Genomic DNA, 26,169 nt, shown 5'->3' on the forward strand with positions numbered 1-26,169 from the left:
ACCGCGGGAGGCCCTCCTCGCGCCAGCACTCAGATCAGCGCGTCACACCCACTCGACCAACGTCCCGGGTCAGTACAACTAGGGCCGGCGTGCCGTTCGCGCGTGGCCGCCCTACCGTGTGCGCATGACGTTCAGCGAGGGCGGCGGGAGCTTCGAGGGCGGCCGCGTGGGCACCCGCCGGGGTGGCGGACGCGGGCTCGCGGTCGGCGGTGGCCTCGGCGCGCTGGCCGTCGCGCTCATCGCGGTGTTCACGGGGGTCGACCTGTCGGGCGTGCTCGGCGGCGGCGCGTCCTCCGGGCAGGAGACGGCGGGCACCATCGGCGAGTGCACCGTCGAGGAGGCCAACACGGACCGGAGCTGCCGCCTGTCCGCGACCATCCAGTCGCTCGACGACTACTGGGCCGTGGCGCTCCCCGAGTCCGGCACGGACCTGGTGCGGCCCGACGTGTGGGCGTTCGAGGCGGCGACGTCGACCGGCTGCGGCAACGCGACGTCGTCGACCGGCCCCTTCTACTGCCCGCCCGACCAGTCCATCTACCTGGACCTCGGCTTCTTCGACGTGCTCCAGAGCCAGTTCGGGGCGTCGGGCGGGCCGCTCGCGGAGATGTACGTGGTGGCCCACGAGTACGGGCACCACATCCAGACGCTCACCGGCGTCATGGACGGGGCCGACCGGTCGGGCACGGGAGCGACCTCGGACAGCGTGCGGGTCGAGCTCCAGGCCGACTGCTACGCGGGCGTGTGGGCCGGCAACGCCGCGACGCAGGTCGACCCCGAGCGGGGCGCGCCGTACCTGGAGCCGATCACCGAGATCCAGCTCGCGGACGCCCTCTCCGCCGCCGAGGCCGTCGGTGACGACCACATCCAGGAGCAGTCGGGCGGTGACGTCGACCCGCACGTCTGGACGCACGGCTCGAGCGACCAGCGCCAGCAGTGGTTCATGACCGGCTACTCGCAGGGCTCGATGGCCGCGTGCGACACGTTCGCCGCGGACCTGTGATGCGCGCCCGCTCGTGATCTCCGCCTCGCGGCGGCACGGGTCGGCTCAGATGTTGAACCCGAGCGCGCGGAGCTGCTCGCGTCCGTCGTCCGTGATCTTCTCGGGCCCCCACGGCGGCATCCAGACCCAGTTGATCCGGAACCCGTCGACGACGCCGTCGAGCGCGGCGGCCGACTGGTCCTCGATGACGTCGGTCAGCGGGCACGCCGCCGACGTGAGCGTCATGTCGATGACCGCGTGGTTGTTCTGGTCGACCGCGACGCCGTAGATGAGGCCGAGGTCGACGACGTTGATCCCCAGCTCGGGGTCGATGACGTCGCGCAGGGCCTCCTCGATGTCGGCCGCGGTCGGCGGCATGGGCGCGCCAGGGGTGGTCGTGGTCATCGGTTCTCCTCGTGCGTGGTGCCGGTCGCCGGCTGGTCCTGTTCGGTCGTCGTCGGCGTCGCGGCGCCGGCCTGGATGAGGGCGTCGCGCAGCGCGGACCAGCCGAGAAGCGCGCACTTGATCCGTGCCGGGTAGCGGGCCACCCCGGTGAACGCGGTCGCGTCGCCCAGCCGGTCCTCGGACGCCTCGTCGAGGCCCTGACCCCGTGCACCCATGAGCGCGCGGAAGGTCTCACCGAGCTCCTCGGCCGTCGTGACCGCGTTGCCCGTCACGAGCTCGGACATCACCGAGACCGACGCCTGGGAGATCGAGCAGCCCTGCCCCTCCCAGCTCACCTTGTCGATGACGGTGCCGTCCGCGCCGGCGGGCGCGAGGTGGACACGCAGGCGCACCTCGTCGCCGCACGTCGGGTTGACCTGGAACGACTCCGCGGCCGCGCCGTCGGCCAGCCCCTTGCCGTGGGGCGTCTTCGCGTGCTCGAGGATGAGCTGCTGGTACAGCTGCTCCATGGGTGAGCTCATCGGGTGCCTCCCTCGGTCGGGGCGTCGGTCGGGGCGTCGGTCGGGGTGTCGGTCAGGCCGAAGAACGGCCGCACGCGCCGCAGCGCGTCGGCGAAGACCTCGACCTCCTCGGCCGTCGTGTACAGCGCCGCCGACGCGCGTGACGTCGACGCGACGCCGAAGCGGCGGTGCAGGGGCTGAGCGCAGTGGTGACCGACGCGCACGGCGACGCCGGCGTCGTCGAGCACCTGCCCGACGTCGTGCGCGTGCACCCCGTCGACCACGAACGAGACGGTCGCCAGGCGGTCACGCGTGTCCGTCGGGCCGAGGACCCGCACACCGGGGACCGCCGCGACCGCGTCGAGCAGCAGGCGCGCGAGGTCCGTCTCGTGCGCGGCGATCGCCGTCATGCCGAGCTCCGCGAGGTAGCGCGCCGCGGCGCCCATCCCCACGGCCTGCGCGACCATCTGCGACCCGGCCTCGAAGCGCTGCGGCGGCGGTGCGAAGGTCGTGGACTCCATGGTCACGACCTCGACCATCGACCCGCCGGTCACGACCGGGGGCATGGCCTCGAGCAGCTCGCGTCGGCCGTAGAGGGCGCCGACCCCGGTGGGCCCGAGCATCTTGTGGCCGGAGAACGCGGCGAAGTCCACACCGAGGGCGTGCAGGTCGACGGGGACGTGCGGCACGCTCTGGCACGCGTCGAGGACGGTCAGCGCGCCCACCTCACGTGCGCGGCGGACGAACGCACCCACGTCGGTGAGCGCTCCCGTGACGTTGGAGGCGTGCGTGAACGCCAGGACCCGGGTGCGCTCGGTCACGACGCTCGTGAGCTCGTCCGTCCGCAGCCTGCCGTCGTCGTCCACGCCGATCCAACGCAGCGTCGCACCCGTCCGGGCGCAGAGCTCCTGCCACGGGACGAGGTTCGCGTGGTGCTCGGCCTCGGTGACCGCGATCTCGTCGCCCGGTGCGAGGGCGAACCGGCGCGCCGCCGCCCCGCCCCGCCCCGCGGTCGCGTTCGACATCGCGTACGCGACGACGTTGAGCGCCGCGGTCGCGTTCGTCTGCCACACGATCTCGCCGACGTCCGCACCGACCAGCGCCGCGACCTCCCCGCGCGCCTGCTCGAACGCCTCGGTGGCCTCCTCGGCCAGCTGGTGCGCGCCGCGGTGCACGGCCGCGTTGCGCTGGAGGTAGAAGTCCTGCTCGGCGTCGAGCACGACGTCGGGCTTCTGCGAGGTGGCGCCGGAGTCCAGGTAGACCAGCGGGCGGCCGCCGCGCACCGTGCGCGCGAGCAGCGGGAAGTCCGCACGCACGGCCGCGAGCTCGGCCGCGCTGAGCGTCGCCGAGCCCGTGGCCCGCGGCTCGAGGGGCGCTGTCATGGTGGTCCCTTCGGACAGCAGGGTGGACGGGTGGCGCTTGACGGGCCCGGTGGCCCGGCCCGACGGCTCAGGCGGTGGGTGCGAGGAAGCGGTCGTAGCCCTCGGACTCGAGGCGCTCGGCGAGCTCAGGCCCGCCCTCCTCGGCGATCCGGCCGTCGACGAACACGTGGACGAAGTCCGGCTGGATGTACCGCAGGATCCGCGTGTAGTGGGTGATGAGCAGGACCCCGACCTCGCCCGACGAGCGCACACGGTTCACGCCCTCCGACACGATGCGCAGCGCGTCGACGTCGAGGCCGGAGTCGGTCTCGTCGAGGATCGCGAACTTGGGCTTGAGGAGCTCCATCTGCAGGATCTCGTGACGCTTCTTCTCGCCGCCCGAGAAGCCCTCGTTGACGTTGCGCTCCGCGAACGTCGGGTCCATGCGCAGCTGCTCCATCGCGGTGCGGACGTCCTTGACCCAGTGGCGCAGGGCGGGGGCCTCGCCGCTGATCGCGGTCTTGGCGGTGCGCAGGAAGTTCGAGACGCTCACGCCGGGGACCTCGACGGGGTACTGCATGGCCAGGAACATGCCGGCACGGGCGCGCTCGTCGACGCTCATCGCGAGGACGTCCTCGCCGTCCAGCGTCACGGTCCCGGAGGTGATCTCGTACTTCGGGTGCCCCGCGAGGGAGTACGCGAGCGTGGACTTGCCGGAGCCGTTGGGCCCCATGATGGCGTGGGTCTCGCCGCTGGCGACGGTCAGGTCGACGCCGCGGAGGATCTGCTTGGCGCCCTCCTTGGTCTCGACGCTGACGTGCAGGTCACGGATCTCGAGCGTGGACATGGGTTCTCCTCAGACGTTGACGGTGACGTCGATGTCGACGAGCACACGCTCGCCGTCGACGGTCACGGGGTAGACGGGGACCGGCCGGGTCGCCGGGAGGGCCAGGGGTGCGCCGGTGCGCAGGTCGAAGGTCGAGCCGTGCAGCCAGCACTCGATCGTGCAGCCGTCGACCTCGCCGTCGGACAACGAGACCTGGCCGTGCGAGCAGATGTCGGAGATCGCGTGGAGCTCACCGTCGTCGTCACGCACGACGGCGACCTCGACGGGCCCGGACTCCCCCTCGAGCTCGACACGGAGCGCCGTGCCGGCGGGGACGTCGGACACCATGCAGGCCAGCTGAGCCGTCATGCCTCGACCTGCCGGGCGGGCGCCAGGGCGTCGAGCTCGCTCATGCTCCGCTCGAGCTCGGCCTCGATGGCACCGATGAGGCGCTCCTCGATCGCGGGCACACCGATCTTCTGGATGAGCTCGGCGAAGAAGCCACGCACGACGAGGCGGCGGGCGTCCGACTCGGGGATGCCACGCGCGCGCAGGTAGAAGAGCTGCTCGTCGTCGAACCGGCCGGTGGCCGAGGCGTGCCCCGCACCCTCGATGACGCCCGTCTCGATCTCCAGGTTGGGCACCGAGTCGGCACGCGCACCGTCGGACAGCACGAGGTTCCGGTTGAGCTCGTAGGTGTCGGTGCCCTCAGCGGCTGCCCTGATGAGCACGTCGCCGACCCAGACGGTGTGCGCCCCCGCGCCCTGGAGGGCGCCCTTGTAGGTGACGCGTGAGCGGCACGACGGCACGGCGTGGTCGATGAAGAGGCGGTGCTCCTGGTGCTGGCCGGCGTCGGCGAAGTACAGGCCGAGCGCCTCGATCGACGCGCCCTCGCCGGTGAACTCCGCGTCGGGCGTCACGCGCACGACGTCGCCGCCCAGGGTCACGACGATGTGCTTGACCGACGCGTCCCTGGCGACCCGCATCCGGTGCGCCGCCGCGTGGACGGAACCCGGGGCCCAGTCCTGGATCGACACGACCGTGAGGTGCGCGCCCTCCTCGGCGACGATCTCGACGGTCTCGGCGACGTCCGCCTCGCCGAGGTGGTCGATCACGACGACGGCCTCGCTGAGCGGGAGCGCGTGGACGAGCAGGTGGACGGCGCTCGGCTCAGGCGGCGACCCGCCCGCGGCCACGGGCAGCCCTTCGACACGGATGCTCGTCGCGGCCGAGGCGACGGCCTGCGCCGGGATGGTCACCACGGTGGCCTCGCGGAACGAGGACCACGCCGCGGCCGCCGCACGGTCGCCGGGACGGCCTGCGGTGCCCAGGCGTGCGTCGTCGCGACCGACGATCTCGACCTGCACCTCGGCCGGGTTGACGACCGTGACCTGCGTTCCGGTCCCGGTCAGGCCGGTCCCCGCGGCGTCGAACAGCGGCGCGAGGCGGGCGACGGGGGCGAAGCGCCACTCCTCCTCGCGGCCCGTGGGGACCGCGAAGTCCGCGAGCTCGAAGGACGTCGCACGCGACGCGCGGGACGTCTCGGGCGTGCCGCCGCGTCCATGCGTGTGCGCGCCGTCGGCGACGGCCTTGCTGTGGTCGGTCGACAGGTCGGTGGACATCTGCGGAGCTCGCACCTCTCGGGTGGTGGTGGTCTCGGTGGGTGTCGCGCCCGTGGCGGCGACGTCGGTCGGGCTCGTCGTCATCAGCCGACGGACCCTTCCATCTGCAGCTCGATGAGGCGGTTGAGCTCGAGCGCGTACTCCATCGGGAGCTCGCGTGCGATCGGCTCGACGAAGCCCCGGACGATCATCGCCATGGCCTCGGTCTCGGCCATGCCGCGCGACATGAGGTAGAAGAGCTGTTCCTCGCTCACGCGCGAGACCGTCGCCTCGTGGCCCATCGAGACGTCGTCCTCGCGGACGTCGACGTACGGGTAGGTGTCGGACCGCGAGATCTGGTCGACGAGCAGCGCGTCGCACAGCACGTTCGAGCTGGAGTGCTCTGCTCCCTCGAGGATCTGCACGAGGCCGCGGTAGGACGTGCGACCGCCGCCCCGCGCCACGGACTTGGAGATGATCGACGAGGACGTGTGCGGCGCTGCGTGCACCATCTTCGACCCCGCGTCCTGGTGCTGCCCGGCGCCCGCGAACGCGATCGACAGGGTCTCGCCCTTGGCGTGCTCGCCCATGAGGTAGATCGCCGGGTACTTCATGGTGACCTTGGAGCCGATGTTGCCGTCGACCCACTCCATCGTCGCGCCCTCGGCCGCGGTCGCCCGCTTCGTCACGAGGTTGTACACGTTGTTCGACCAGTTCTGGATCGTCGTGTAGCGCACGCGCGCGTTCTTCTTGACGATGATCTCGACGACCGCGGAGTGCAGCGAGTCGCTCGAGTAGATGGGTGCGGTGCAGCCCTCGACGTAGTGCACGTACGAGCCCTCGTCCGCGATGATCAGCGTCCGCTCGAACTGGCCCATGTTCTCGGTGTTGATCCGGAAGTACGCCTGCAGCGGGATCTCCACGTGGACGCCCGGGGGCACGTAGACGAACGAGCCGCCAGACCAGACGGCCGTGTTGAGCGCCGCGAACTTGTTGTCACCCGAGGGGATCACGGAGCCGAAGTACTGCTCGAAGATCTCGGGGTGCTCGCGCAGGCCCGTGTCGGTGTCGAGGAAGAGCACGCCCTGCTCCTCGAGGTCCTCGCGGATCTGGTGGTAGACGACCTCGGACTCGTACTGCGCGGCGACGCCGGCCACGAGGCGCTGCTTCTCCGCCTCCGGGATGCCGAGACGGTCGTAGGTCCGCTTGATGTCCTCGGGCAGCTCCTCCCAGCTCGTCGCCTGCTTCTCCGTCGAGCGGACGAAGTACTTGATGTTGTCGAAGTCGATGCCCGAGAGGTCCGCACCCCAGCTGGGCATGGGCTTCTTCTCGAAGAGCCGCAGCGCCTTGAGGCGCGTCTTGAGCATCCACTCCGGCTCGTCCTTCAGGGCGGAGATGTTGCGGACGACGTCCTCGGACAGGCCGCGCTGCGCGGACATGCCTGCGGCGTCGCTGTCGTGCCAGCCGTAGCCGTAGCTGCCGATCGAGGCGATGATCGCCTCGTCGGAGGTCATCGGTTCGGTGGGTGCGCTCATCGTGTTCCCTCCACGGTCGCCGCAGGTGCGGGACGGTCGGATGCTGCTCGTACAGAGGTGCCCCGGTCGGGGGCGTCGGTCGTCGTGCTGGTCGTGGGTGCGTGCACCGGGAGGTGCGTCGGGATGTGCGTGGTGCAGACGTGGCCGCCACCGGCGAGCGTCGACAGACGCTGCACGTGGACGCCGAGGAGCCGCGAGAAGAGCTGCGTCTCGGCCTCGCACAGCTGCGGGAACCGGGCTGCGACGTCCTGCACGGGGCAGTGGCCTTGGCACAGCTGGACCGCGCGTCCGCCGGGGACCGGTCGGGCCGACGCCGCGTAGCCCTCCTGGGCGAGGCCGGACGCGAGGGCGACGGCGCGGATCGCGACGTCGCCGCCCGAGCCCGCCACGGCCCCGGCGAGGCGACCCTCGAGCTCGCCGACGCGACGCGCGGCGAAGTCCTGGAGGGCGTCGGCGCCGCCGACCTGGACGAGGAACGCGAGCGCCTGCGCGGCGAGGTCCGAGTAGGCGCTGCTGAGGGACGCCTGCCCGCGGTCGGTCGCGACGTAGCGCCGTGCGGGCCGTCCTCGCGCGGGCCTGCCCTGCTGGGCGACGGCGTGCACCGCGATCTGGCCGGACTCCTCGAGCGCGGCGACGTGCCGACGGACCCCGGCGGTCGTGAGCGCGAGGTCGCGCGCCAGCTCGACCACGGACACGGGACCCGCCTCGACGACGAGGCTCAGGATCCGCTGACGCGTCGTGGACTCGTGCTCGCTCCCGTGCGCCGCGTGCGCCGCCGGTGACGCCGCACCGGTGGGGGCGCAGGCGGCGGGGCCGACGGCGGGGCGGGCAGGAGCCGGGGGCGCGGAGGCCGGTGTCGGCGCGAGTGGCATCCCGTCTCCGTCCGTGGTCATCGGTGGTCGTCGGTGGTCCTGCGGAGGCCGCACGCGGGTGGGGCCGATATAGGCAACATACTTGTTGCCGAATTGCTTCCCGGCAACAAAGGGTGACCTCACTCCGCCGTGACGGCACCCGGCCCCCACGTCGGGCGGACGGGCCTAGACTCCCGAGTCGTGCCCACCACGACCAGCACGCAGAGGGCCGGGACGCCGGGCGGCGCCGCGGACGCCGGGTCCGCCGGGTCCGCGGGCGCGGTCGTCGCCTCGGGCCTCGTCAAGCACTACGGCTCACGGGCCGCGGTCACCGGCCTCGACCTCGTCGCGCCCGCCGGGGCGATCACCGCGCTCCTCGGCCCCAACGGGGCGGGCAAGACCACGACGGTCGAGTGCTGCGAGGGTCTGCGTCGACCGGATGGCGGCACCGTCCGCGTCCTCGGTCTTGACCCGGTCCGGGATGCGCGGCGGCTCCGGCCACGGGTGGGCGTCATGCTCCAGGACGGGGGCCTGCCGAGCACCGTCCCCGCCGGCGAGGCCCTGCGCCACCTCGCCGCGATGTACGCCCGGCCGCGCGACCTCGGCGAGCTCAGCGAACGCCTGGGCCTCACCGCGTTCGCGCGCACGCAGGTGCGTCGCCTCTCGGGCGGGCAGCGCCAGCGGCTCGCGCTGGCGGCGGCCGTCATCGGACGCCCCGAGGTCGTGTTCCTCGACGAGCCGAGCGCCGGGATGGACCCGCAGGCACGTCTCGCCGTGTGGGAGCTCGTGCGCGAGCTGCGCGCCCAGGGCGTCACGATCGTGCTCACGACCCACCAGATGGCGGAGGCCGAGGCGCTGGCCGACCACGTGGTCGTCGTGGACCGGGGCGCCGTCCTCGCGGCCGGCACGACGGCGCACATCGTGGGCGACGCCGGGGCGATCAGGATCACGCTCCGTCCACCCGACGGCGCGTCGTCCACACGGTCCGACGAGGCCCACGCGGCGTCCCTCTCCGCGTCGCTGGCAGCGCGTCTGCTCGGCGGCGACGGCCCCGGCGTCACGACGACCGCCACCGCCGGGGTGCTCGAGGTCAGGGGCGCCGCCGACCCGGACCTGCTCCACGAGATCACGGGCTGGGCGGTCCGCGAGGACGTCCTGCTGGCATCGGTCACCTGCGGACGCCGCACGCTCGAGGACGTCTTCCTCGACCTCACCGGACGGGACCTGCGGTGAGCCCGGCGCAGCCCGGCACCGCCGAGACGCACGCGGAGCCACCGGTGGCGCTCGTGCCGCAGACCGCCGCGCCGTGGCGTCGACGGGTCGCCGCGCACGCGCTCGCGGAGGCGCGCACCGTCCTGCGCAACGGCGAGCAGCTCGTGATCACCCTCGTGCTCCCCGTCCTCCTGCTCGTCGGGCTCGCCCGCACCACCGTCATCGACCTCGGGACCAGCGACCGGATCGGGCTCGTCGCCCCGGGCGTGCTCGCGCTCGCGGTCATGTCCACGGCCTTCACGTCCCAGGCGATCGCCACGGGGTTCGACCGGAGGAACGGCGTCCTGCGCCTGCTCGCGACGACGCCCCTCGGGCGAGGCGGGCTGGTCGCGGGCAAGGTCGCGGCGGTCCTCCTGCTCGAGGCGCTCCAGATGACCGTCCTCGTGGGCATCGCCCTGGGTCTCGGCTGGCGGCCGCACCCGGCCGGCCTGCCCGCCGCGCTCGGCGCCCTCGTGCTCGGCACGGCCGCGTTCACGTCGCTCGCGCTGCTCATCGCGGGCACCCTGCGAGCCGAGGCGGTGCTCGCGGTCGCGAACCTCCTGTGGGTGCTCCTGCTCGCCGGCGGAGGGGTCGTGCTGCCGGTCGAGATGCTGCCCGGACCGCTCGCCGGCCTCGTCACGCTGCTGCCCTCGGGCGCCCTGGGCGAGGCGCTGCGCACGGCGCTGACGGACGGGACCTTCTCCTGGGGAGCGGCGTCGGTCCTCCTCGCCTGGACCGTCGTCCTGGGCGCCGGGACCGTCCGGCTCTTCCGCTGGTCCTGAGAGCTCGACCGTCGCCCGCGCGGGACGTCACCACGTCCGGGGTCGGGCTACCGTGGTCGCCGTGAGCACCGCCGCCCCTGCCTCCTCGCACACCGCCCCACCCTCGGGAACCGGATCCGCGGCGCCCGGCCGCCCCGTGGGCACGCGCCGCTGGTCGCCCAGCCCGCGGTGGGCCGCGCGCATCCTCATGGCCAACCTGGTCGGGCAGGTGGGCATCATCGGCACGGGTGGGGCGGTCCGGCTGACCGGGTCCGGTCTGGGCTGCTCGACGTGGCCCCAGTGCGAGCCCGGCCAGTTCACGCCGGTGATGCACGAGGCCGTGACGTGGCACCCGTTCATCGAGTTCGGCAACCGCACCCTGACGGGGGTCCTGGGCGTCCTCGGGCTCGCCACGGTCCTCGTCGTGTGGAGCCGCACCGACCGCAGCCGGGCGTTCCGCCTGCTCGGGCTCGTACCGCTGCTCGGCGTCGTGCTCCAGGCCGTCATCGGAGGCGTCACGGTGCTCCTGGACCTGCACCCCGCCGTCGTCGGCGTGCACTTCCTGGTCTCCATGGGACTCGTCGCCGCGTCGGCGGCCCTCGTCGTGCGGAACCGGGAGGGTGACGGTCCACCCGTCCGGCTCGCGAGCCCGGCCGTGCGCCGCCTCAGCAAGGCCCTGGTCCCGGTCGCCGCCGTGGTCGTCGGCCTCGGGGTGCTCGTGACCGGCTCGGGGCCGTACTCGGGCGACGAGGAGATCGCCTACCGGCTCGCCCTCGACCCCGTGGCGATGGCCAAGGTCCACGCAGCGGCGGTGTGGCTGTACGGCGCGGGAGTCGTCGCCCTCGTGATCCTCGTGCACCGCGGCCCCGCGCAGCCCCGCGTACGCCGGGGCGTCCTCGTGCTCGTGGGGGTCACGCTCCTCCAGGGCGCCATCGGCTACGTGCAGTACTTCACGGGCCTGCCCCAGGCGCTCGTCGCGGCCCACATGATCGGGGCCGCGCTGCTGGTCGTCGCGCAGACGAACCAGGTCCTGGCGCTGCGCGAGCGGCCGACCGTCGACGGCGACGCGGCGACCGCGCCCCCGCGGCCTGCCGGGCATCCCGGCGAGCTCGTCGCGGGCTAGGCCCCGCCCCCGTCGCCGGGCCCCGCGACCCGGTCGCCCGGAGCGTCCACGGACCGCAGGCCCCGCCAGCCACGGGCCTTGCACGCAGCGGCCGCGAGGACGCCGACAACCGTGGAGGGGTTGCGCAGGCGGCCGGCGAGGACTGCCTCGACGGCCTCCTCCAGGGGAACCCATCGCACGACGATGTCCCGCTCCTCGCCGTCGCGCACGTGGCGGTCGGCCACCGGGACCTGCGTGAGGTCCCGGGCGAGGAAGACGCGCAGCGCCTCGTCGCTCCCGCCCGGCGTGCTCAGGTAGTCCGCGAGCACCCACCACGCCCCGGCGACGAGGTCGGCCTCCTCGGCCAGCTCCCGCGCCGCGGCGCCCTGCAGCGGTTCGCCGGGGACGTCCAGCAGCCCTGCGGGCGGCTCCCACAGCTCCGCGCCCGCAGGGTGGCGGTACTGGCGAAGGAGCAGCACCCGGTCATCGTCGTCGAGCGCGATCACGCTGACCGCACCCGGGTGACGGACGTACTCTCGGCGGACGACTCCCGCCTCGCCGAGGTCGACCGTGTCCCGGACGACGTCCCAGATCATGCCGTCGTGCACGACCTCCGACGCGATCACGGGCCGCGGCGCCGCCGTGTCCGCGAGCCCCGTCGTCCGCGCGCCCCCGGAGGCCGGGGGCGCGTCGGGCCGCGGGGCCGGCGCTGATGCTCCCGTCACGCGGTGCGACGGTCGAGGGCGGCGCGGACGAGACCCGCGAACAGCGGGTGGGCGCGCGTCGGGCGGGACTGGAACTCGGGGTGCGCCTGCGTGCCGACGTAGTACGGGTGCGTCTGCGCGGGCAGCTCCACGAACTCGACGAGCGACGAGTCGGGCGAGACGCCCGAGACGACGAGGCCGGCCTCCTCGAGCTGCGCACGGTAGGCGTTGTTGACCTCGTAGCGGTGGCGGTGCCGCTCGCTGACGCGGTCCGTGCCGTAGGCCTTCGCGACCACCGAGCCCGCGGTCAGCACCGCGTCGTACGAGCCGAGGCGCATGGTGCCGCCCATGTCACCGTCGCCGCCGACGATCGCGAGCTGCTCCGCCATGGTCGCGACGACGGGGTGCTCCGTGCCGGGGTCGAACTCCGACGACGAGGCGTCGGCGAGCCCGAGGACGGTCCGGGCGTACTCCATGACCATGACCTGCAGGCCCAGGCAGATGCCGAGCGTCGGGACCTTCCGCGTGCGGGCCCAGGTCAGGGCCCCGACCTTGCCCTCGATGCCCCGGACGCCGAACCCGCCCGGGACGAGCACCGCGTCGACACCGGCGAGCGCCCGCTGGGCACCCTCGGGGGTCGCGCAGTCGTCGGACGCCACCCAGCGGATGTCGACCTTCGCGTCGTTGGCGAACCCGCCGGCCCGCAGCGCCTCGGTCACCGACAGGTAGGCGTCGGGCAGGTCGATGTACTTGCCGACGAGGGCGACCTCGACGGTCGACTTGGGCTGGTGGACCGCGTGCGTGACGCGCTCCCACCCGGCCCAGTCGACGTCCCGGAAGGGCAGGTCCAGCCGGCGCACGACGTACGCGTCGAGCCCGCCCGTGTGCAGCACGCGGGGGATGTCGTAGATGCTCGGCGCATCCGCTGCCGTGACCACGGCCTCGACGTCCACGTCGCAGAAGAGCGCGATCTTGCGCTTGGTCGAGTCGGGCACCTCGCGGTCCGCCCGCAGGACCAGCGCGTCGGGCTGGATGCCGATCGACCGCAGTGCCGCGACGGAGTGCTGGGTCGGCTTGGTCTTGAGCTCCCCGCTCGGGCCGATGTACGGCACGAGCGACACGTGCAGGAAGAACACGTTGTCGCGGCCCAGGTCGTGGCGGACCTGACGCGCGGACTCGAGGAACGGCTGCGACTCGATGTCGCCGACGGTCCCGCCGATCTCCGTGATGATCACGTCGACCTCGGGGCCCGCCTGGGCGCGCATGCGCGCCTTGATCTCGTCCGTGATGTGCGGGATGACCTGCACGGTGTCGCCCAGGTACTCACCACGGCGCTCCTTGGCGATGACCGTCGAGTAGACCTGGCCGGTCGTCACGTTGGCCTGCGCGCTCAGCGGCACGTCCAGGAACCGCTCGTAGTGCCCGATGTCGAGGTCCGTCTCGGCGCCGTCCTCGGTGACGAAGACCTCGCCATGCTGGAACGGGTTCATCGTCCCGGGGTCGACGTTGAGGTAGGGGTCCAGCTTCTGCATCGTGACCCGTAGACCACGGGATCGCAGGAGCCTGCCGAGACTCGAGGCCGTGAGGCCCTTACCGAGAGAGGAGGCGACGCCTCCGGTGACGAAGATGTGCCGGGTCGAGTTGTCCGACCGCCCGGAGAGTCGATTCGCGCGCTCTGCCACGGGCTTCCACTCTACCCGACCTGGCGGCCGCCGCGGTCCGGTCGGCGCCGCGCGGCGGCTGCCCAGACCCGCTCGAGCTGGTCCAGCGTGTCGTCCGGGCCGGGCAGCTCCCCCGCGCGGACAGCGGCCGCGGCGCGCAGCCGCTCCCGCTCCGCCGGCCGCTCGAGCACGTCGCGCAGGGCGTGAGCGAGGTCCTGTGCGCGGGGCTGGACGAGCACGGCCGCGGCCCCGGTGACCTCGGCGGTGCCACCGACGTCGGTCGCGACGACGGCAGCGCCCAGCGCGAGCGCCTCCTGGACGCCGAGCGGCTGGCCCTCCCACCGGGCGGTGCTCACCACGACGTCGGCGGCCGCCATCAGGTCCGCCACGTCGTCACGACGGCCGAGCAGCCGCACGGGCAACGACTCAGCCTCGATCCGAGCCGCGAGCTCGGGCTCGAGCGGGCCGTCCCCGGCGAGCACCCACAGCACCTGGGCGCCGGACGGCCCCGCGGCGGCCGGTCCCGGGAGCCCGCCCCCGGCCCCGGGGCCGGCGAGCAGCGCGGCCGCGTCGCACAGCAGGTCGAGGCCCTTCTGCGGGGCGAGCCGTGCGACGGTGACCAGCAGGTGCGTGCCGGGCGCGACGCCGAGCTCCGCGCGCACCGTGGCCGGTGGCGCCGTGGCGGCGGGTCTGGGCGGGGCCGGGACGAGCGCACGTTCGGCGTGCGCGGCACCGCGCGCGCGAGCGCGGGCCACGAGGTCGCCGGAGACACCGAGCACGGCGTCCGCCCCGCGCGCGACGACCTGCTCGAGCACAGCCGCGACGCCTACGACGAACCGGCTCCCCACGGGCAGGTTGTGCAGGGTCACGACGACCGCGGGACGCCGGCGCAGGGTCCGTGCCCCGATCACCGTGAGGGCGCCAGCACGCAGGCCGTGCGCGTGCACCACGTCGGCACCGCGGCACAGCGTCCGCAGGCGGAGAACCGCCCCGACGTCCCCCGGCCCTGGCCGGTCGGTGATCTCGACGGCGCGGAACGGTACGGATCCTGCGGGGGCGACCTGCTGCGCCAGTGCTTGTGGCCCCGCGACGGCCACGTGCACACCCCGGGCGCGAGCGCCGGCGGCGACCTGGGCGACGTGGCGGGCGACTCCCCCGGCACTCGACCCGAGCACCTCGAGGACCCTCAGCGCAGCGGTGGTCTCAGTCATCGGTGTCCTCCTGCGGGCGGCGGGTCGAGCGGGCTGGATCCGACACGGACGCAGTGCCCTCGCCGTCCGTGCCCGGGCGGTCGACCACCGCGGGGCCGGGAGGGCCACCGTCGCCGCCGGTGTCCTCGAACGCGGGCCCGGTCGCCGGGCCGGGAGCGCGTCGGGCCAGCGCACGGAACGTGGAGCGGTCGCCGGCCCACCCCGCCGCGGCGACGACGAGCACGGCGAGCACGGCGCCCGCCACGCCGATGCCGACCGCGGCGACCACGTTCTCGACCGGTCCCACGGCCTCGACGAGCCAGCGTCCGGCGAGCGCTCCCCCGAGCGCCCCGAGCGTCGTGACCACGAAGGTGCGACCGCTGCCCGCGAGCGTCTGCCGGCCGGACGCCCGCACGACGCCGACGAGGAGCACCACGCCGCCCACGGACATCCCGATGGTGTTGCCCAGCCCGAGCCCGACGAGCGTGGCGCGCGCGTCGCCGCCGTCGGGCGCGAGCAGCCGGACCGCGACCCAGGACGACGCGAGCACAGCGGTCCAGCCGGCCGCGACCCCGATCACCGCGGCGCGGCCTCGCTCGATCGCGAACAGCACACGTGAGACCTGGAAGATCAAGGCGTAGCCCACAAGGCCGGGAGCGAGCGCCGTCAGCGTCGGGGTCATCGCTGCGATCTCGGCTGGGGCACGGCTGGCGTCGACCTGGGAGAACACGGCCGTGACCGCCGGCGCGGCCGCCACGAGCGCGGCAGTGCCGGCCGCGCTCACGAGCAGGATGGTCCTCGTGCTCCCTGCGACGAGCCGCGCGTAGCGGGCGTGGTCCCCGCTCGCCGCGTACTCGGCGAGGCGGGGGAACGCCGCCGTCGCGAGCGGGACCGCCAGCACCGCGTAGGGGAGGAAGTACACGGCCTGGGAGTACTGGTAGATGTTGACCGCCCCGTCCGGGCCGCCGTAGGTGTTCGCCAGCCAGATGGTGACGAGGACGGCTGCCTGCTGGGCGAGCAGCCCGCCGATCCCGGCGAGCGCGAGGGCGCTGGCCCGCCTGCCGACGCCGGCCGGGAACCGGAGGGTGGGGCGCAGCCGGACCCCCGACCGCACGACGGGGATGACCAGCGGGAGGCTCATCGCCGCGACTCCTGCGGTGGTGCCCCAGCCGAGCCACGCGACGGCGGACGGCGCGAGTGTCTGCGGGCTCTCGACGGCGGTGCCCGCGAGCGTGCGGAAGACGAGGTAGGAGGTGATCACGACGAGGCTGGACGCGAGCGGCGCCGCGGCGGGCCACACGAAGCGACGCTGGGCCTGGAGCACCCCGGTGAGCACCACGCCGATGCCGTAGAGCACGACCTGCGGGGCGAAGACCACGAGCAGCCCCGCCCCGAGGTCGACGGTTGCCGCGGTGGCCGCGGCGGCGGCGGCGTCCGCATCCTTCGCCGCGTCGGGGATCAGCAGGTCGACGACCGGCCGGGCGAGCATCGCAAGGAGCACCGACGCCGGGAGGAGCACCGCCACCGCCCAGGTGAGCAGGGCGGACGCGATCCGGCTGACCTCTCCGTCGAGCCGGCGCGCGAGGGGCCCCGCCAGGAGCGGGATCACCGCTCCGGCGAGCGCACCGCCGGCGAGGACCTCGAACAGCACGTTGGGCAGGACGTTGGCCGTGGCGTAGGCGGTCCCGGTCGGCGTCTGACCCACCGAGTAGGACTGCGCGAGCCATCGGCCGAACCCGAGCACACGGCTCAGGAGCGTGATCGCGGCGATCACCGCCGCCGCACCGGCGAGGCCGGACAGGACGCGGCCGGTGCGGCGGTTCACGCGGTCGGACCGGGCGGCCTGCGACCCCACACGTCGAGCGCACGCAGCACGGGCGTCCGCTCGATGACAGCGGTGAAGCTGACCTTCTCGCTCGCGACGGTCAGGCCGACGGCGGCCGCGAGCAGGGCGAGCCGGACCGGGCGCGGCGCCGCGAGCACGGCAGCGGTGCCGACGAGCGCACCGAGGCTGTTCGCGCCGGCGTCGCCCAGCATGTCGCGCTCCGCGAGGTCGGGGCCGAGCGCGGCGGCCGCTGCGCCCAGGCAGGCCGCCGCGGCGCTTCCGCCGTCCGAGGCGAGCGCGGGCGCTGCGGCGAGTGCGCCGGCCTTGAGCGCGCGTCCCGGGCGCAGGTCCAGGAGGTTGACCAGGTTCGCGGTCGCGGCGATGAGGGCGCCGGACGCCAGGACGTCGGCCGCCCAGCCGAGGCGCGGGCCGACCCCACGGGCGGGTGCCGGCGACGCGATCGCGGCGGCGACGACGGACGTCGCGCCGATCCCGAGCACCTTGAGGCCGCCCGTCGTGAGCTCGCCGTGGGCGAGCGCACCGAGGTGGCCGCGCAGGCCCTTGCGGCTGCGGGACGTGTCCTCGGAGAGGTCGTCCACGAGCCCGAAGGCCGCGCCGCCGACCGCGGCGACGGCGCCGGCCACCGCGGGACGCCCCGGTGCGCCGAGAAGGGCGCCGGCCGTCAGCCCGACCGCCACGGCAGGGCCTTCGAGGAGGCTCACCGGCTCACCGCGGTGGTTGGTGCGTGTCCACCGGTCGGGCGCCGTCCGGGTCGCGCGGTCGAGGACCTGCCTCGTCAGCCAGGTCACGGCGGCCGCGCCCGCCCCGGCCCGCAGCGCGACGCCGGGTACGGGCGGGGAGCTCGTCACGGCACGTGCGCCGCTCATCCGTCGGCGGGGTCCGTGGCGCCGCCGCCCGACGTCCCCGGGTCCGTCGCGGCATCGTTCGTCGCGGCATCGTTCGTCGCGGCATCGTTCGTCGCGGCATCGTCGAGCGCGAGGCCGGCCGTCCGGACGATGGGCGGGAGCTCGACGCGCCGCGGCATCACGGCTGTCGCATCGGGGCTCGGCCCGTAGTGACCGACGGTCCCACCGATGCGCGCGCCGAGCGCGAGCGGCACCGACACCTGGCCGACGACCGTGTTCACGGCCTCGACGGTGCTGATCCGCGAGAGCGTGGCCTCGCCGGCGCGCAGCCGTGCGATCAGGCTGGGCTCGGTGAGCTCGCCTCCGGCGACGACGACGCCCTCGGAGCGCTCCTGGGCGGCCGTGACGATCTGGACGGCGGCACCGAGCTGGGCCTCGAGCAGGTCCTCCGCGGCTGCGGCGTCCTCGGGCTCAAGGGACTCCTGCGCCGAGGTCTCGGCCTCGACCTCCTCGACGCTGACCGTCGGACCGGCGAGCACGACGACCGCGTCGGCGGGCACCGTCACCTCGCCCTCGATCTCGATCAGGCCCGCGTCACCGGCGAGCAGCTCGAGGACGATGCCGGCGTTCTCGCCGAGCGCGTCGGGATCCGTCGGCACGGGGGTCGTCAGGCCCTGCACGAGCGCCTCGGCGAGCTCGGTCCCCGTACCGGCGTCGTCGGCGGGCGCCGGGTCGAGCATCTCGACCAGGGTGCCGGAGAGGCCCTGCCGGAAGGAGAGCCTGTCGGGGTCCGTCCACGCGTCGGTCACCTGGACCGTCGCGGTCACGCTCGCACCCGACTGCTCGAGGCGGGCGACGACCTGCTCCAGGACGTCGGGGCCGACGTCGGCGAGCTCGATCACGGCGATCCGGCGCTCGGCGAGGACGCCGTCGAGCACGCTCGGCGCGACCGCGTCCATCGCAGCCTCGGTGCGGTCCAGGTCGGCCGTCGCGGCGTCGAGGTCGGCGCGCAGCTGCTCCTTCTCGGTCCGGAGCTGGTCGACCTGGCCCGTGAGGGTGTCGCCGATCGTCTCCTTGAGAGGGCCGGCGCCCAGGGCGATGCCGACCGCGAGGGCCAGGAACACCGAGATGAGGGAGACGAGGTGGTAACGGAAGTCGATCACAGTGAGATCTCTCGGTCGGTGCGGGCCGGGCGGGTCATGCCCCGCCGCCGAACAGTGCGCGGATCGAGGACCAGAAGTCGTCGAACCAAGCGCCGGACAGGCCGATCAGGGTCTGGCCGGCTGCGGTGGAGGCGAGCGCCACCCCGAGGGCGAGCAGGCCTGCCACGACGAGCCAGGCGAGCTGCCAGCTCGAGATCCGCTGACGGTAGAGGCGCGAGACGCCCTTGGCGTCGATGAGCTTGCTCCCGACCCGAAGGCGTGTGAGGAAGGTGCTCGCCATGCCGGAGCGTCCCTTGTCGAGGAACTCGACCAGGGTGGCGTGGGTGCCGACGGCCACGATGAGCTCGGCTCCCTTGTCGTCCGCCAGCAGCATCGCGACGTCCTCGCTCGTGCCTGTCGCGGGGAAGACGACGTGCTTGACGCCCAGCTTCTCGACGCGCTCGACGCCTGGTGCCCTGCCGTCGCGGTAGGCGTGCACGACGACCTCGGCCCCGCACGTGAGCGCGCGGTCGGAGACCGAGTCCATGTCGCCGACGATCAGGTCGGGCTTCCACCCGATCTCGAGGATCGCGTCGGCACCGCCGTCGACGCCGATGAGGATCGGCCGGTACTCCTTGACGTAGTGCCGCAGCGCGACGAGGTCCTCCTTGTAGTGGTACCCCCGCACCACGATGAGGACCTGCCGACCGTCGATGACGGTGCTGATGTCGGGCACGCCGACGCCGTCGAGCAGGAGGTCCCGCTCCCGACGCAGGTAGTCCATCGTGTTGGCCGCGAACGACTCGAGCTGCACGGCGAGGCCGGCTCGGGCCTCCTCCATCGCAGCCGCGACCGACGCCTCGTCCTGCACGGTGCCCTCGGCGACGAGGTGCTCACCGTCGAACACCGAGCCGTCGACGACGCGTACCTGCCTGCCCTCGACGAGGGTGAGCACGTCCGGGCCGAGGTCGTCGACGAGCGGGATCCCCGCCGCGAGCAGGATGTCCGGCCCGAGGTTCGGGTAGCGGCCCGACGTCGACCGCGCGGCGTTGAGCACCGCGGCGGGCCGGCACGCGGCCAGGGCCTCGGCGGACACGCGGTCGATGTCGAGGTGGTCGATCACCGCGACGTCGCCCGGGCGCAACCGCTTGGTCAGGTTCTTGGTCCGCGGGTCGACGCGCACCGGACCGTGGAGTCCGGGTTCTTCAGGCGCGGCGCGGCGCGTTCTCAGGCTGAGTCTCATCGGGGATCATCGTCCCACGACTGAGCGCTCGAGGAGCTCAGCCGCGTGCCGCAGCGCGGCGTCGGAGTCCTCCTGACCCGAGAGCATGCGTGCGAGCTCGCTGCGCCGGTCTGCCCCGTCGACCACACGCACGTCCGACGCCGTGACCACGTCACCGGTCCCGTCGTTCGACTTGGTGACGACGAGATGACGGTCCGCGAAGGCCGCGACCTGCGCGAGGTGCGTCACGACGACGACCTGGGTCTGCTGGGCGAGCTCGGCGAGCCGACGCCCGACCTCGACCGCCGCCTTGCCCCCGACACCTGCGTCGACCTCGTCGAAGACGAACGTCCCTGGGCGGCTCGCCCCGGACTCGGGCGCCGTGGCCAGTGCGACCTCTATCGCGAGCATGACGCGGGAGAGCTCACCACCCGAGGCCCCTTGGCCCAGGGGTCGGGCGGGTGCGCCCGAGTGCGCGACGAGTCGCATCTCCACGTCCTCGGCGCCCCACGGGCCGAGCTCTGCGGCCTCCACGAGACCGACCTCCAGGCGGGCCGATGCCATGGCCAGGCCAGCGAGCTCGTCGGTGACCGCGGACGCGAGCCGTTCGGCCGCGGTGCGTCGTGCGCGCGTGATCTCGTCCGCCAGCGTCGCGAGCCGCCCGTCGAGCCCGTCGAGGCGTGCGCGCAGGGCCGTCGTCCGGTCCTCCCCGCCGTCGAGCTCGATCAGTCGCAGGCCTGCCTCGCTCGCCCATGCCAGCGCTGCGTCGACCGTCCCGCCGTAGCTGCGGCTCATGGCCGTGAGGTCGGCCCGCCGCCGGTGCACGGCCTCGAGCCGCGCCGGGTCGGCCTGGAGCTGGTCGCCGTAGCCGGCGAGCTCGGTCGCGACGTCGTCGACGAGGTAGCCGACCTCCGCGAGGCGCGCGACGAGTCCGGCGAGCGCCTGGTCGTGCTGCGCGACGTGCTCGAGCGTGCGACGTGCGAGCTCGACGGACGAGGCGGCGCCCTCTACCGTGGCGGCGTCCTGGTCCCCGGTGAGGGACACGTACGCCGTCTGCGCGGCGATCCTCAGGTCCTCCGCGTGCCCGAGCCGCGCCGACTCGGCCGCGAGCTCGAGGTCCTCGCCCGGCTGCGGGTCGACGCGCTCGATCTCCGCGAGCCCGAGGCGCAGCAGCTCGGCCTCGCGCGCCCGCTCCTGCGCGTGGCCGACGAGCTGGTCGAGGGCCGCGACCGCCTCCTGCCGCTCGGTCCACGCGCGCCTGTACTCGGCGAGCGTCGCGGCGTGCTCCGCTCCGGCGAACGCGTCGAGCGCCTCGCGCTGGTGACGGGGTGACCTCAGCCGCATCTGGTCCTGCTGGCCGTGCACGGTGACGAGGTCCTCGGCGATCTCGGCGAGGACCGCCTGCGGCACGGTCCGGCCGCCCAGGTAGGCGCGTGAGCGGCCGGCGGCGGCGACGGTGCGCAGCGCGACGAGCGTCCCGTCCTCGTCCACCTCGGCGCCCGCCTCACGCGCGCGCTCGACCACCCAGGAGTCGGGCGCGACGGTGAAGCAGCCCTCGGCGCTCGCCGACGCGGCGCCGGTGCGGACGGCCGTGGCGTCGGCGCGCCCGCCGAGGAGGAGCGCGAGGCCGGTGAGCACCATCGTCTTGCCGGCGCCCGTCTCGCCCGTGATCGCGGTGAGGCCAGGCCCGAACGCGACGGTGGCGGAGCCGATGACCCCGAGGTTCTCGATCCGGATCTCCTCGATCACTCGCCCTCGCCCTCCGCCGTGGCCAGCAGGTGCGCGGTGCTCGGTCCGGGTGCCGCGTGCGCGCGCCCCCGCCAGCCGCTCACGGGGAGCGCGAAGCGGGACACGAGCCGGTCGGTGAACGGCGCGTAGCTCAGGCGCGCGAGGCGCACGGGCACGGCGCTGCGCCGGACCTCGATCCGCGAGCCCACCGGCAGGTCCTCCTTGCGGCGCCCGTCGCAGCTGAGGATCCCGCCGCTGCTCGACCGGTTGAGGATCTCGACCGCCAGGACCGACGACGGTCCCACGACGAGAGGTCTCGCGAAGAGTGCGTGAGCGGAGACCGGGACGAGCAGCATCGCGTCGACGTCCGGCCACACGACGGGCCCGCCCGCGGAGAAGGCGTGCGCCGTCGAGCCCGTCGAGGTCGCCATGACGACGCCGTCGCACCCGAACGAGGACAGGGGGCGACCATCGACCTCGACGACGACCTCGACCATGCGAGCCCGGTCCGCCTTCTCGACGGTGGCCTCGTTGAGGGCCCATCCTTCGACGACGTCCTCCCCCGGCCGCAGCACACGCACGTCGACGGTGCGGCGCTCCTCGACGTCGTAGTCCCCGCACGCGATGCGGCGCACCGCCTCGGCGATGTCCTCACGCTCGCTCTCCGCGAGGAAGCCGACGTGGCCGAGGTTGACGCCCAGGAGGGGCACGCCCGAGGCGCGCGTGAGCTCGGCAGCACGCAGGATCGTCCCGTCGCCGCCCAGGACGATCGCCATGAGGAGGTCCGACGGGTCGGTCAGGTCCTCCTCGGCGACGGGCGTCAGGCCCTCGGCCTCGAGCGCCCGGACCGCCTCCTGGGCTGCATGGACGGCCTCGGGCCGGCCCGTGTGGGCGACGACGAGCACCGAGCTCTTCATGAGACTCTCCTGGGGGCTCCGCGGCGTTCGGGATGGACACGTGCGGGCCGGCCGTCGACCACGGCCCGGCGGGCGGCCTGCGCGAGCGCGAGGCCCTGACGGCTGCCGTCGCTCGGGTGGTAGGACGCCGGGGCGCCCAGGCCTGGCGCCGCCCCGTCGGGCGGAGCGTCCGAGGCACGGGCCCCCGAACCGGGGGCCACGAGCCAGAGGAAGTACTCGCGGTTGCCCGCCGGCCCCGGCAGGGTGCTCGGGATGACGGCCTCCACGTCGGCGCCGAGCCGCGCGGCAGCGGTCGCCACACCCTGGACCGCTTCCAGGCGCAGCTCCGGGGACGTCACGACGCCGCCGGACCCCAGCCGCTGCCTGCCCACCTCGAACTGCGGTTTGACCAGGAGCAGCAGGTCGGCGCGCGGGGCGGCGACCGCGAGGAGCGTGGGCAGCACGTGCCCGAGCGGGATGAACGAGAGGTCCCCGACCACCAGCCGCACGGGCGGTCCGAGCAGGGCCCGGGTGAGTGCCCGCGCGTCGGTGCCCTCGTGCGACGTCACACGCGGGTCGGCCGCGAGGGCGGGGTCGAGCTGCCCGTGCCCGACGTCGACCGCGACGACGTGCTCGGCGCCGCGCGCGAGCAGCACCTGGGTGAACCCGCCCGTCGAGGCGCCCACGTCGAGGCACCGCTGCCCGAGGACGTCGATCGCTCCCGGCGCCAGGGCCTCCACGGCGGCGAGGGCGCCCTCGAGCTTGTGCGCACCACGCGAGACGTACTCGGGTCCGTCCGCGACTACCTCGAGCGGGTCGTCGCTGGTGACCGGCTGCGACGGCTTGCGCGCGACGACGCCGCCGACCTGCACCCGACCGTCGGCGACGAGCTCCTGGGCGCGGCCGCGCGACCGCGCGAGGCCGCGACGCACGAGCTCGGCGTCGAGGCGCGCCACAGCGGCCTGTGACATCAGTCGCGCGTCTCGGCCAGGCGGTCGGCAAGGGCCCCGTGCACGGCGTCGAACACCGCGACGTGCTCGCGCACGGGCCGGTCGTCGAGCCCGTCGAGCGCGGTCAGGGCGGCGTCGACCGCCTGGTCGCCGGTCGACGTGCGCTCCTCGTCCTCCACGGTCCTCCTCCTGCTGCCACGACGCCCGTGCCCACGCTGCGGCCCCGCCGTCCGGCGGGGCTCGACGTCCACGCTACCGGGCGTGGCCGACGATCAGCGGGTGTGCACACCGAGCTCCGGAACGTTCGCCGGGGCGAGGGGACGTCCCTCGTCCGCGCGCGCCCACGCCGCGCCGCACGCCGCGCGGACGAGGTCGAGAGCGCTGCTGGGCGTCGACTCGCCGCCGGGCCTGAGCTCGAGCGTCCCGTCGTCTGCACGGGCCGCGCTGTCACCGCAGACCCACCACCCGCCGTCGACAGGGCGCGGCGCGGTGTGCGGCTCGTGGAGGCTGCGCAGGTCCGCGCCGATGTAGGACGGGCGCTCGGACCCGGGCGCGAGCACGGCGTCGCGCGCGGAGCTGACGCCCGTGAGCACGTGGAGCCCCGGGTACCCGGCCGCGCGCGCGCCGGCGAGGTCGGTGTCGAGGCGGTCGCCGATCACGAGCGGCCGTTCGGCGCTGCGGCGCTCGACGGCCAGACGGAACATCGTCGGCCCCGGCTTCCCTGCGCTCACCGGCTCGACACCTGTCGCCGCACGCACGACAGCGACGAGGGAGCCGTTGCCCGGGGCGAGCCCTCGTTCGTTCGGCAGCGTCATGTCGAGGTTGCTGGCCACGTGCCACGCCCCGCGCTGCACGGCGTAGGCAGCCTCTGCCAGCTCCCGCCAGCTCAGGTCGGGGGCGAACCCCTGCACGACGGCCACCGGTGCGTCCTCGGCCGACGAGACGACCTCGAAGCCCTTGGCACGGACGGCCGTGTACAGCCCTGCACCGCCGACGACGAGCACCTTCGACCCCGGCGCCAGTCGCTCGGCCAGCACGGCCGCGGCCGCCTGGGCCGCGGTCATGACGTCGTCTGCGCTCGCTGCGATGCCGAGCCCGCTCAGCTGTTCCGCCACCGCCTCGGGCTCACGGCTCGCGTTGTTGGTGACGAAGAGGAGCCCGAGGCCCGTCGCCCGTGCCGCCGTCAGGCTCTCCGCCGCATGCTCGATCGGCTCGGGACCGCGGTACGCGACCCCGTCCAGGTCGACGAGCGCGAGGTCGTACGACTCCGCGAGCGTCGCGGTCGTCGACAGCAGCATCAGGCACCGTCCGTGTCGGTCGCGCCGCTCGACTCCCCGGCCGACGCACCGACGTCGTCGCCGGCACGTGCCTCGTCCGCGTCGTCCTCGAGGTCGAACACGACCACGTCGTCCTCCGCAGCAAGGTCGCCGTAGCCCTGGGGCAGAGATGCCAGGGCTGCACGAGCCTCGTCCCGGCGCCCGGCCGCCTCGAGCGCGGCCGCGCGGGCCTCGGTCACACGCGCGGCCAGCTCCCCGCTCGCGGACGCGACCTCGGGGGTGCTCAGCGCCGCGACCGCGGCCTCCGGGTCCCCCAGGTCGATGCGCGCACCGCTCACGACGATCGCGAGCTCGACTCGCAGCTCGACGGGGAGCTCGCGCGCCCCGTCCTCCTGGGCGAGCGCGAGCGCGCGCTCAGGCCGCCCGAGCCCGCGCTCGCAGTCGGCCATCAGCGGCAGGTGCTCGTCGGAGCCGTTGAGCCGACGCACGGTGCGCAGCTCGCGCAGCGCCTCGGCGTACCGACCCGTGCGGTACGCCGTGATACCCGCGGCCTCACGCACGACGTCGACGCGCCCGGCTCGCCGAACGGCCGCCTCGGCGTGCGCGTAGGCGAGCTCCGGGTCCTCGTCGAGGAGGCGCCCTGCCATCACGAGATGCCTGGCTACGCCGTCGGCGTTGTCCTTGCTGAGCGTGCGCAGACGCCCCCGCGCGACGCGGTCGAGGTCCGATGCGAGCACGTCGTCCGGGATCGCGGGCGCGGGGTTGCGCCCAGCGGCGTCCGACGGCCGCGAGACGCGCTCGCCCGACGGCGTCGCGTTGCCCGTGGGACGGCCGACGGCCCCCCGCGGCCCTCCAGACTGAGCACGCGACGACGCACCGCGCGCCGCGGCGGGACGACCGCCCGCGCCACCACGCGCGCCTTGGCCGCCACGCGAGGGGAACTCACGACGACCCGAGCCGTCCGGCTTGCTGCCGGCTCCCCGGTCGTCCGAGCCTCTCGTCGTGCTCGTGCGCGCTGGCGCCTGGCCGCCGGCCGCCGCGTACCCGCCCCGGGTGGGGCCACCGCTGCCCGGGCCGCGACCGTTGTCCCGGTCCTCCCAGCTGCGCTTCTCCGAGCTGGCGGACCGCCGGGGGTCGCTCGTCCGTGGGCCCCGACCCTCGCGCGGGTACGACCCGCCGCCGGCACCGCGCGCACCCTGGCCAGCGCGCCCGGTTGCCGCTCCGTCGCGGCCGACGGCGCCAGAGCCGGATCGGCCCGCGCTGCCACGGGATGCACCGGAGCTCCCCGCACTCCTCGGCGCAGAGCCACGGGCCTGTCCCGACGTCTCTGCGCGCTCACGCCCCCGGAACGCCTCATCGCCACCTGCGGCCTCGTCGCGGGGCTTCCGGTCGTCTGATGAAGTCACCACTGCTGTCCTTCCTTGGGGCGCCCATGATCTCATGCCGCTGGGTGCCTACGGCTTGTCCGGCGGTCGTGGGTACGCAAAAGAGGGGCCACCGTGGGGTGGCCCCTCTTTTGGAAGGGTTGTTCGGCGG

At 74.3% G+C, this 26,169-nt stretch carries 25 protein-coding genes; 4 read left to right on the plus strand and 21 right to left on the minus strand.

Annotation, left to right across the window (positions count from 1 at the left end; all coding sequences use genetic code 11):
* Window positions 1-124: 124 nt before the first annotated feature.
* Window positions 125-1,000 carry a KPN_02809 family neutral zinc metallopeptidase gene (ypfJ, locus tag FZ988_RS18080; protein WP_149205447.1) on the plus strand — a complete coding sequence of 292 codons (876 nt, stop codon included), beginning with the start codon at window positions 125-127 and terminating at the stop codon, window positions 998-1,000.
* Between the two features lie 45 nt (window positions 1,001-1,045).
* On the opposite strand, the gene FZ988_RS18085 is transcribed toward ypfJ, so the two are convergent.
* The 8 genes from FZ988_RS18085 to FZ988_RS18120 form a co-directional block, all read right to left on the minus strand.
* A complete protein-coding gene (locus FZ988_RS18085; RefSeq protein WP_149205448.1) occupies window positions 1,046-1,384 on the minus strand; it encodes a metal-sulfur cluster assembly factor in 339 nt (112 codons plus the stop codon).
* On the minus strand, window positions 1,381-1,905 hold the full coding sequence (gene sufU, locus FZ988_RS18090; RefSeq protein WP_149205449.1) for a Fe-S cluster assembly sulfur transfer protein SufU: 525 nt from the start codon (window positions 1,903-1,905) through the stop codon (window positions 1,381-1,383). The genes FZ988_RS18085 and sufU overlap by 4 nt, the downstream gene beginning before the upstream one ends.
* Window positions 1,902-3,266, minus strand: a complete 1,365-nt coding sequence (locus FZ988_RS18095; protein WP_149205450.1) for a SufS family cysteine desulfurase — start codon at window positions 3,264-3,266, stop codon at window positions 1,902-1,904. Before FZ988_RS18095 ends, sufU begins: the two co-directional genes overlap by 4 nt.
* 67 nt (window positions 3,267-3,333) lie before the next feature.
* Entirely contained in the window at window positions 3,334-4,092 is a 759-nt protein-coding gene (gene sufC, locus FZ988_RS18100; protein WP_149205451.1) for a Fe-S cluster assembly ATPase SufC, read from the minus strand.
* A gap of 9 nt (window positions 4,093-4,101) precedes the next feature.
* A complete protein-coding gene (locus FZ988_RS18105) occupies window positions 4,102-4,440 on the minus strand; it encodes a non-heme iron oxygenase ferredoxin subunit (protein WP_149205452.1) in 339 nt (112 codons plus the stop codon).
* The gene (gene sufD, locus FZ988_RS18110) at window positions 4,437-5,693 is read right to left on the minus strand and encodes a Fe-S cluster assembly protein SufD (protein WP_149205467.1); all 1,257 of its coding nucleotides are present in this window, start codon (window positions 5,691-5,693) and stop codon (window positions 4,437-4,439) included. The genes FZ988_RS18105 and sufD overlap by 4 nt, the downstream gene beginning before the upstream one ends.
* A gap of 83 nt (window positions 5,694-5,776) precedes the next feature.
* The gene (gene sufB, locus FZ988_RS18115) at window positions 5,777-7,207 is read right to left on the minus strand and encodes a Fe-S cluster assembly protein SufB (RefSeq protein WP_149205453.1); all 1,431 of its coding nucleotides are present in this window, start codon (window positions 7,205-7,207) and stop codon (window positions 5,777-5,779) included.
* A complete protein-coding gene (locus FZ988_RS18120; RefSeq protein ID WP_149205454.1) occupies window positions 7,204-8,079 on the minus strand; it encodes a helix-turn-helix transcriptional regulator in 876 nt (291 codons plus the stop codon). Before FZ988_RS18120 ends, sufB begins: the two co-directional genes overlap by 4 nt.
* Window positions 8,080-8,259: 180 nt before the next feature.
* On the opposite strand from FZ988_RS18120, the gene FZ988_RS18125 reads away from it, so the two are divergent.
* The 3 genes from FZ988_RS18125 to FZ988_RS18135 all read left to right on the plus strand — a co-directional run bounded on the left by FZ988_RS18125 (window position 8,260) and on the right by FZ988_RS18135 (window position 11,193).
* Window positions 8,260-9,291 (plus strand): ABC transporter ATP-binding protein, encoded by a 1,032-nt coding sequence (locus FZ988_RS18125; protein WP_149205455.1) that lies wholly within the window; start codon window positions 8,260-8,262, stop codon window positions 9,289-9,291.
* Window positions 9,288-10,091, plus strand: coding sequence for an ABC transporter permease (locus FZ988_RS18130; protein WP_425458014.1), 804 nt, complete (start codon window positions 9,288-9,290; stop codon window positions 10,089-10,091). The genes FZ988_RS18125 and FZ988_RS18130 overlap by 4 nt, the downstream gene beginning before the upstream one ends.
* A 61-nt stretch (window positions 10,092-10,152) precedes the next feature.
* Window positions 10,153-11,193: a COX15/CtaA family protein gene (locus tag FZ988_RS18135; protein ID WP_246169617.1), complete on the plus strand. Its 1,041-nt coding sequence runs from the start codon at window positions 10,153-10,155 to the stop codon at window positions 11,191-11,193.
* Here the strand turns inward: FZ988_RS18135 and FZ988_RS18140 are convergent.
* The 13 genes from FZ988_RS18140 to FZ988_RS18195 form a co-directional block, all read right to left on the minus strand.
* Window positions 11,190-11,798, minus strand: a complete 609-nt coding sequence (locus tag FZ988_RS18140) for an NUDIX domain-containing protein (RefSeq protein ID WP_246169619.1) — start codon at window positions 11,796-11,798, stop codon at window positions 11,190-11,192. The genes FZ988_RS18135 and FZ988_RS18140 overlap by 4 nt on opposite strands.
* Window positions 11,799-11,893: 95 nt before the next feature.
* Window positions 11,894-13,558: a CTP synthase gene (locus FZ988_RS18145; RefSeq protein ID WP_149205456.1), complete on the minus strand. Its 1,665-nt coding sequence runs from the start codon at window positions 13,556-13,558 to the stop codon at window positions 11,894-11,896.
* Between the two features lie 11 nt (window positions 13,559-13,569).
* A complete protein-coding gene (locus FZ988_RS18150) occupies window positions 13,570-14,748 on the minus strand; it encodes a glycosyltransferase family 4 protein (protein ID WP_149205457.1) in 1,179 nt (392 codons plus the stop codon).
* Window positions 14,741-16,552, minus strand: coding sequence for a murein biosynthesis integral membrane protein MurJ (murJ, locus tag FZ988_RS18155; RefSeq protein WP_188079177.1), 1,812 nt, complete (start codon window positions 16,550-16,552; stop codon window positions 14,741-14,743). The genes FZ988_RS18150 and murJ overlap by 8 nt, the downstream gene beginning before the upstream one ends.
* The gene (locus FZ988_RS18160; protein WP_149205459.1) at window positions 16,549-17,439 is read right to left on the minus strand and encodes a hypothetical protein; all 891 of its coding nucleotides are present in this window, start codon (window positions 17,437-17,439) and stop codon (window positions 16,549-16,551) included. The genes murJ and FZ988_RS18160 overlap by 4 nt, the downstream gene beginning before the upstream one ends.
* Window positions 17,436-18,581, minus strand: coding sequence for a copper transporter (locus FZ988_RS18165; protein WP_149205460.1), 1,146 nt, complete (start codon window positions 18,579-18,581; stop codon window positions 17,436-17,438). Before FZ988_RS18165 ends, FZ988_RS18160 begins: the two co-directional genes overlap by 4 nt.
* A 34-nt stretch (window positions 18,582-18,615) precedes the next feature.
* Window positions 18,616-19,803 (minus strand): putative cytokinetic ring protein SteA, encoded by a 1,188-nt coding sequence (gene steA, locus FZ988_RS18170; RefSeq protein WP_149205461.1) that lies wholly within the window; start codon window positions 19,801-19,803, stop codon window positions 18,616-18,618.
* A 6-nt stretch (window positions 19,804-19,809) separates the two neighbouring features.
* Window positions 19,810-21,531, minus strand: a complete 1,722-nt coding sequence (gene recN / locus FZ988_RS18175; RefSeq protein WP_149205462.1) for a DNA repair protein RecN — start codon at window positions 21,529-21,531, stop codon at window positions 19,810-19,812.
* Window positions 21,528-22,427 carry an NAD kinase gene (locus FZ988_RS18180; protein ID WP_149205463.1) on the minus strand — a complete coding sequence of 300 codons (900 nt, stop codon included), beginning with the start codon at window positions 22,425-22,427 and terminating at the stop codon, window positions 21,528-21,530. The genes recN and FZ988_RS18180 overlap by 4 nt, the downstream gene beginning before the upstream one ends.
* On the minus strand, window positions 22,424-23,377 hold the full coding sequence (locus FZ988_RS18185; protein WP_149205464.1) for a TlyA family RNA methyltransferase: 954 nt from the start codon (window positions 23,375-23,377) through the stop codon (window positions 22,424-22,426). Before FZ988_RS18185 ends, FZ988_RS18180 begins: the two co-directional genes overlap by 4 nt.
* Entirely contained in the window at window positions 23,377-23,535 is a 159-nt protein-coding gene (locus FZ988_RS18650) for a hypothetical protein (protein ID WP_188079178.1), read from the minus strand. Before FZ988_RS18650 ends, FZ988_RS18185 begins: the two co-directional genes overlap by 1 nt.
* A 93-nt stretch (window positions 23,536-23,628) precedes the next feature.
* Window positions 23,629-24,654, minus strand: coding sequence for an HAD-IIA family hydrolase (locus tag FZ988_RS18190; RefSeq protein ID WP_149205465.1), 1,026 nt, complete (start codon window positions 24,652-24,654; stop codon window positions 23,629-23,631).
* The gene (locus tag FZ988_RS18195; protein ID WP_149205466.1) at window positions 24,654-25,370 is read right to left on the minus strand and encodes a hypothetical protein; all 717 of its coding nucleotides are present in this window, start codon (window positions 25,368-25,370) and stop codon (window positions 24,654-24,656) included. Before FZ988_RS18195 ends, FZ988_RS18190 begins: the two co-directional genes overlap by 1 nt.
* Between the last annotated feature and the right edge of the window lie 799 nt (window positions 25,371-26,169).

The organism is Actinotalea subterranea, assembly GCF_008364845.1.
In the GTDB taxonomy this organism is placed as follows: Bacteria; Actinomycetota; Actinomycetes; order Actinomycetales; family Cellulomonadaceae; genus Actinotalea; species Actinotalea subterranea.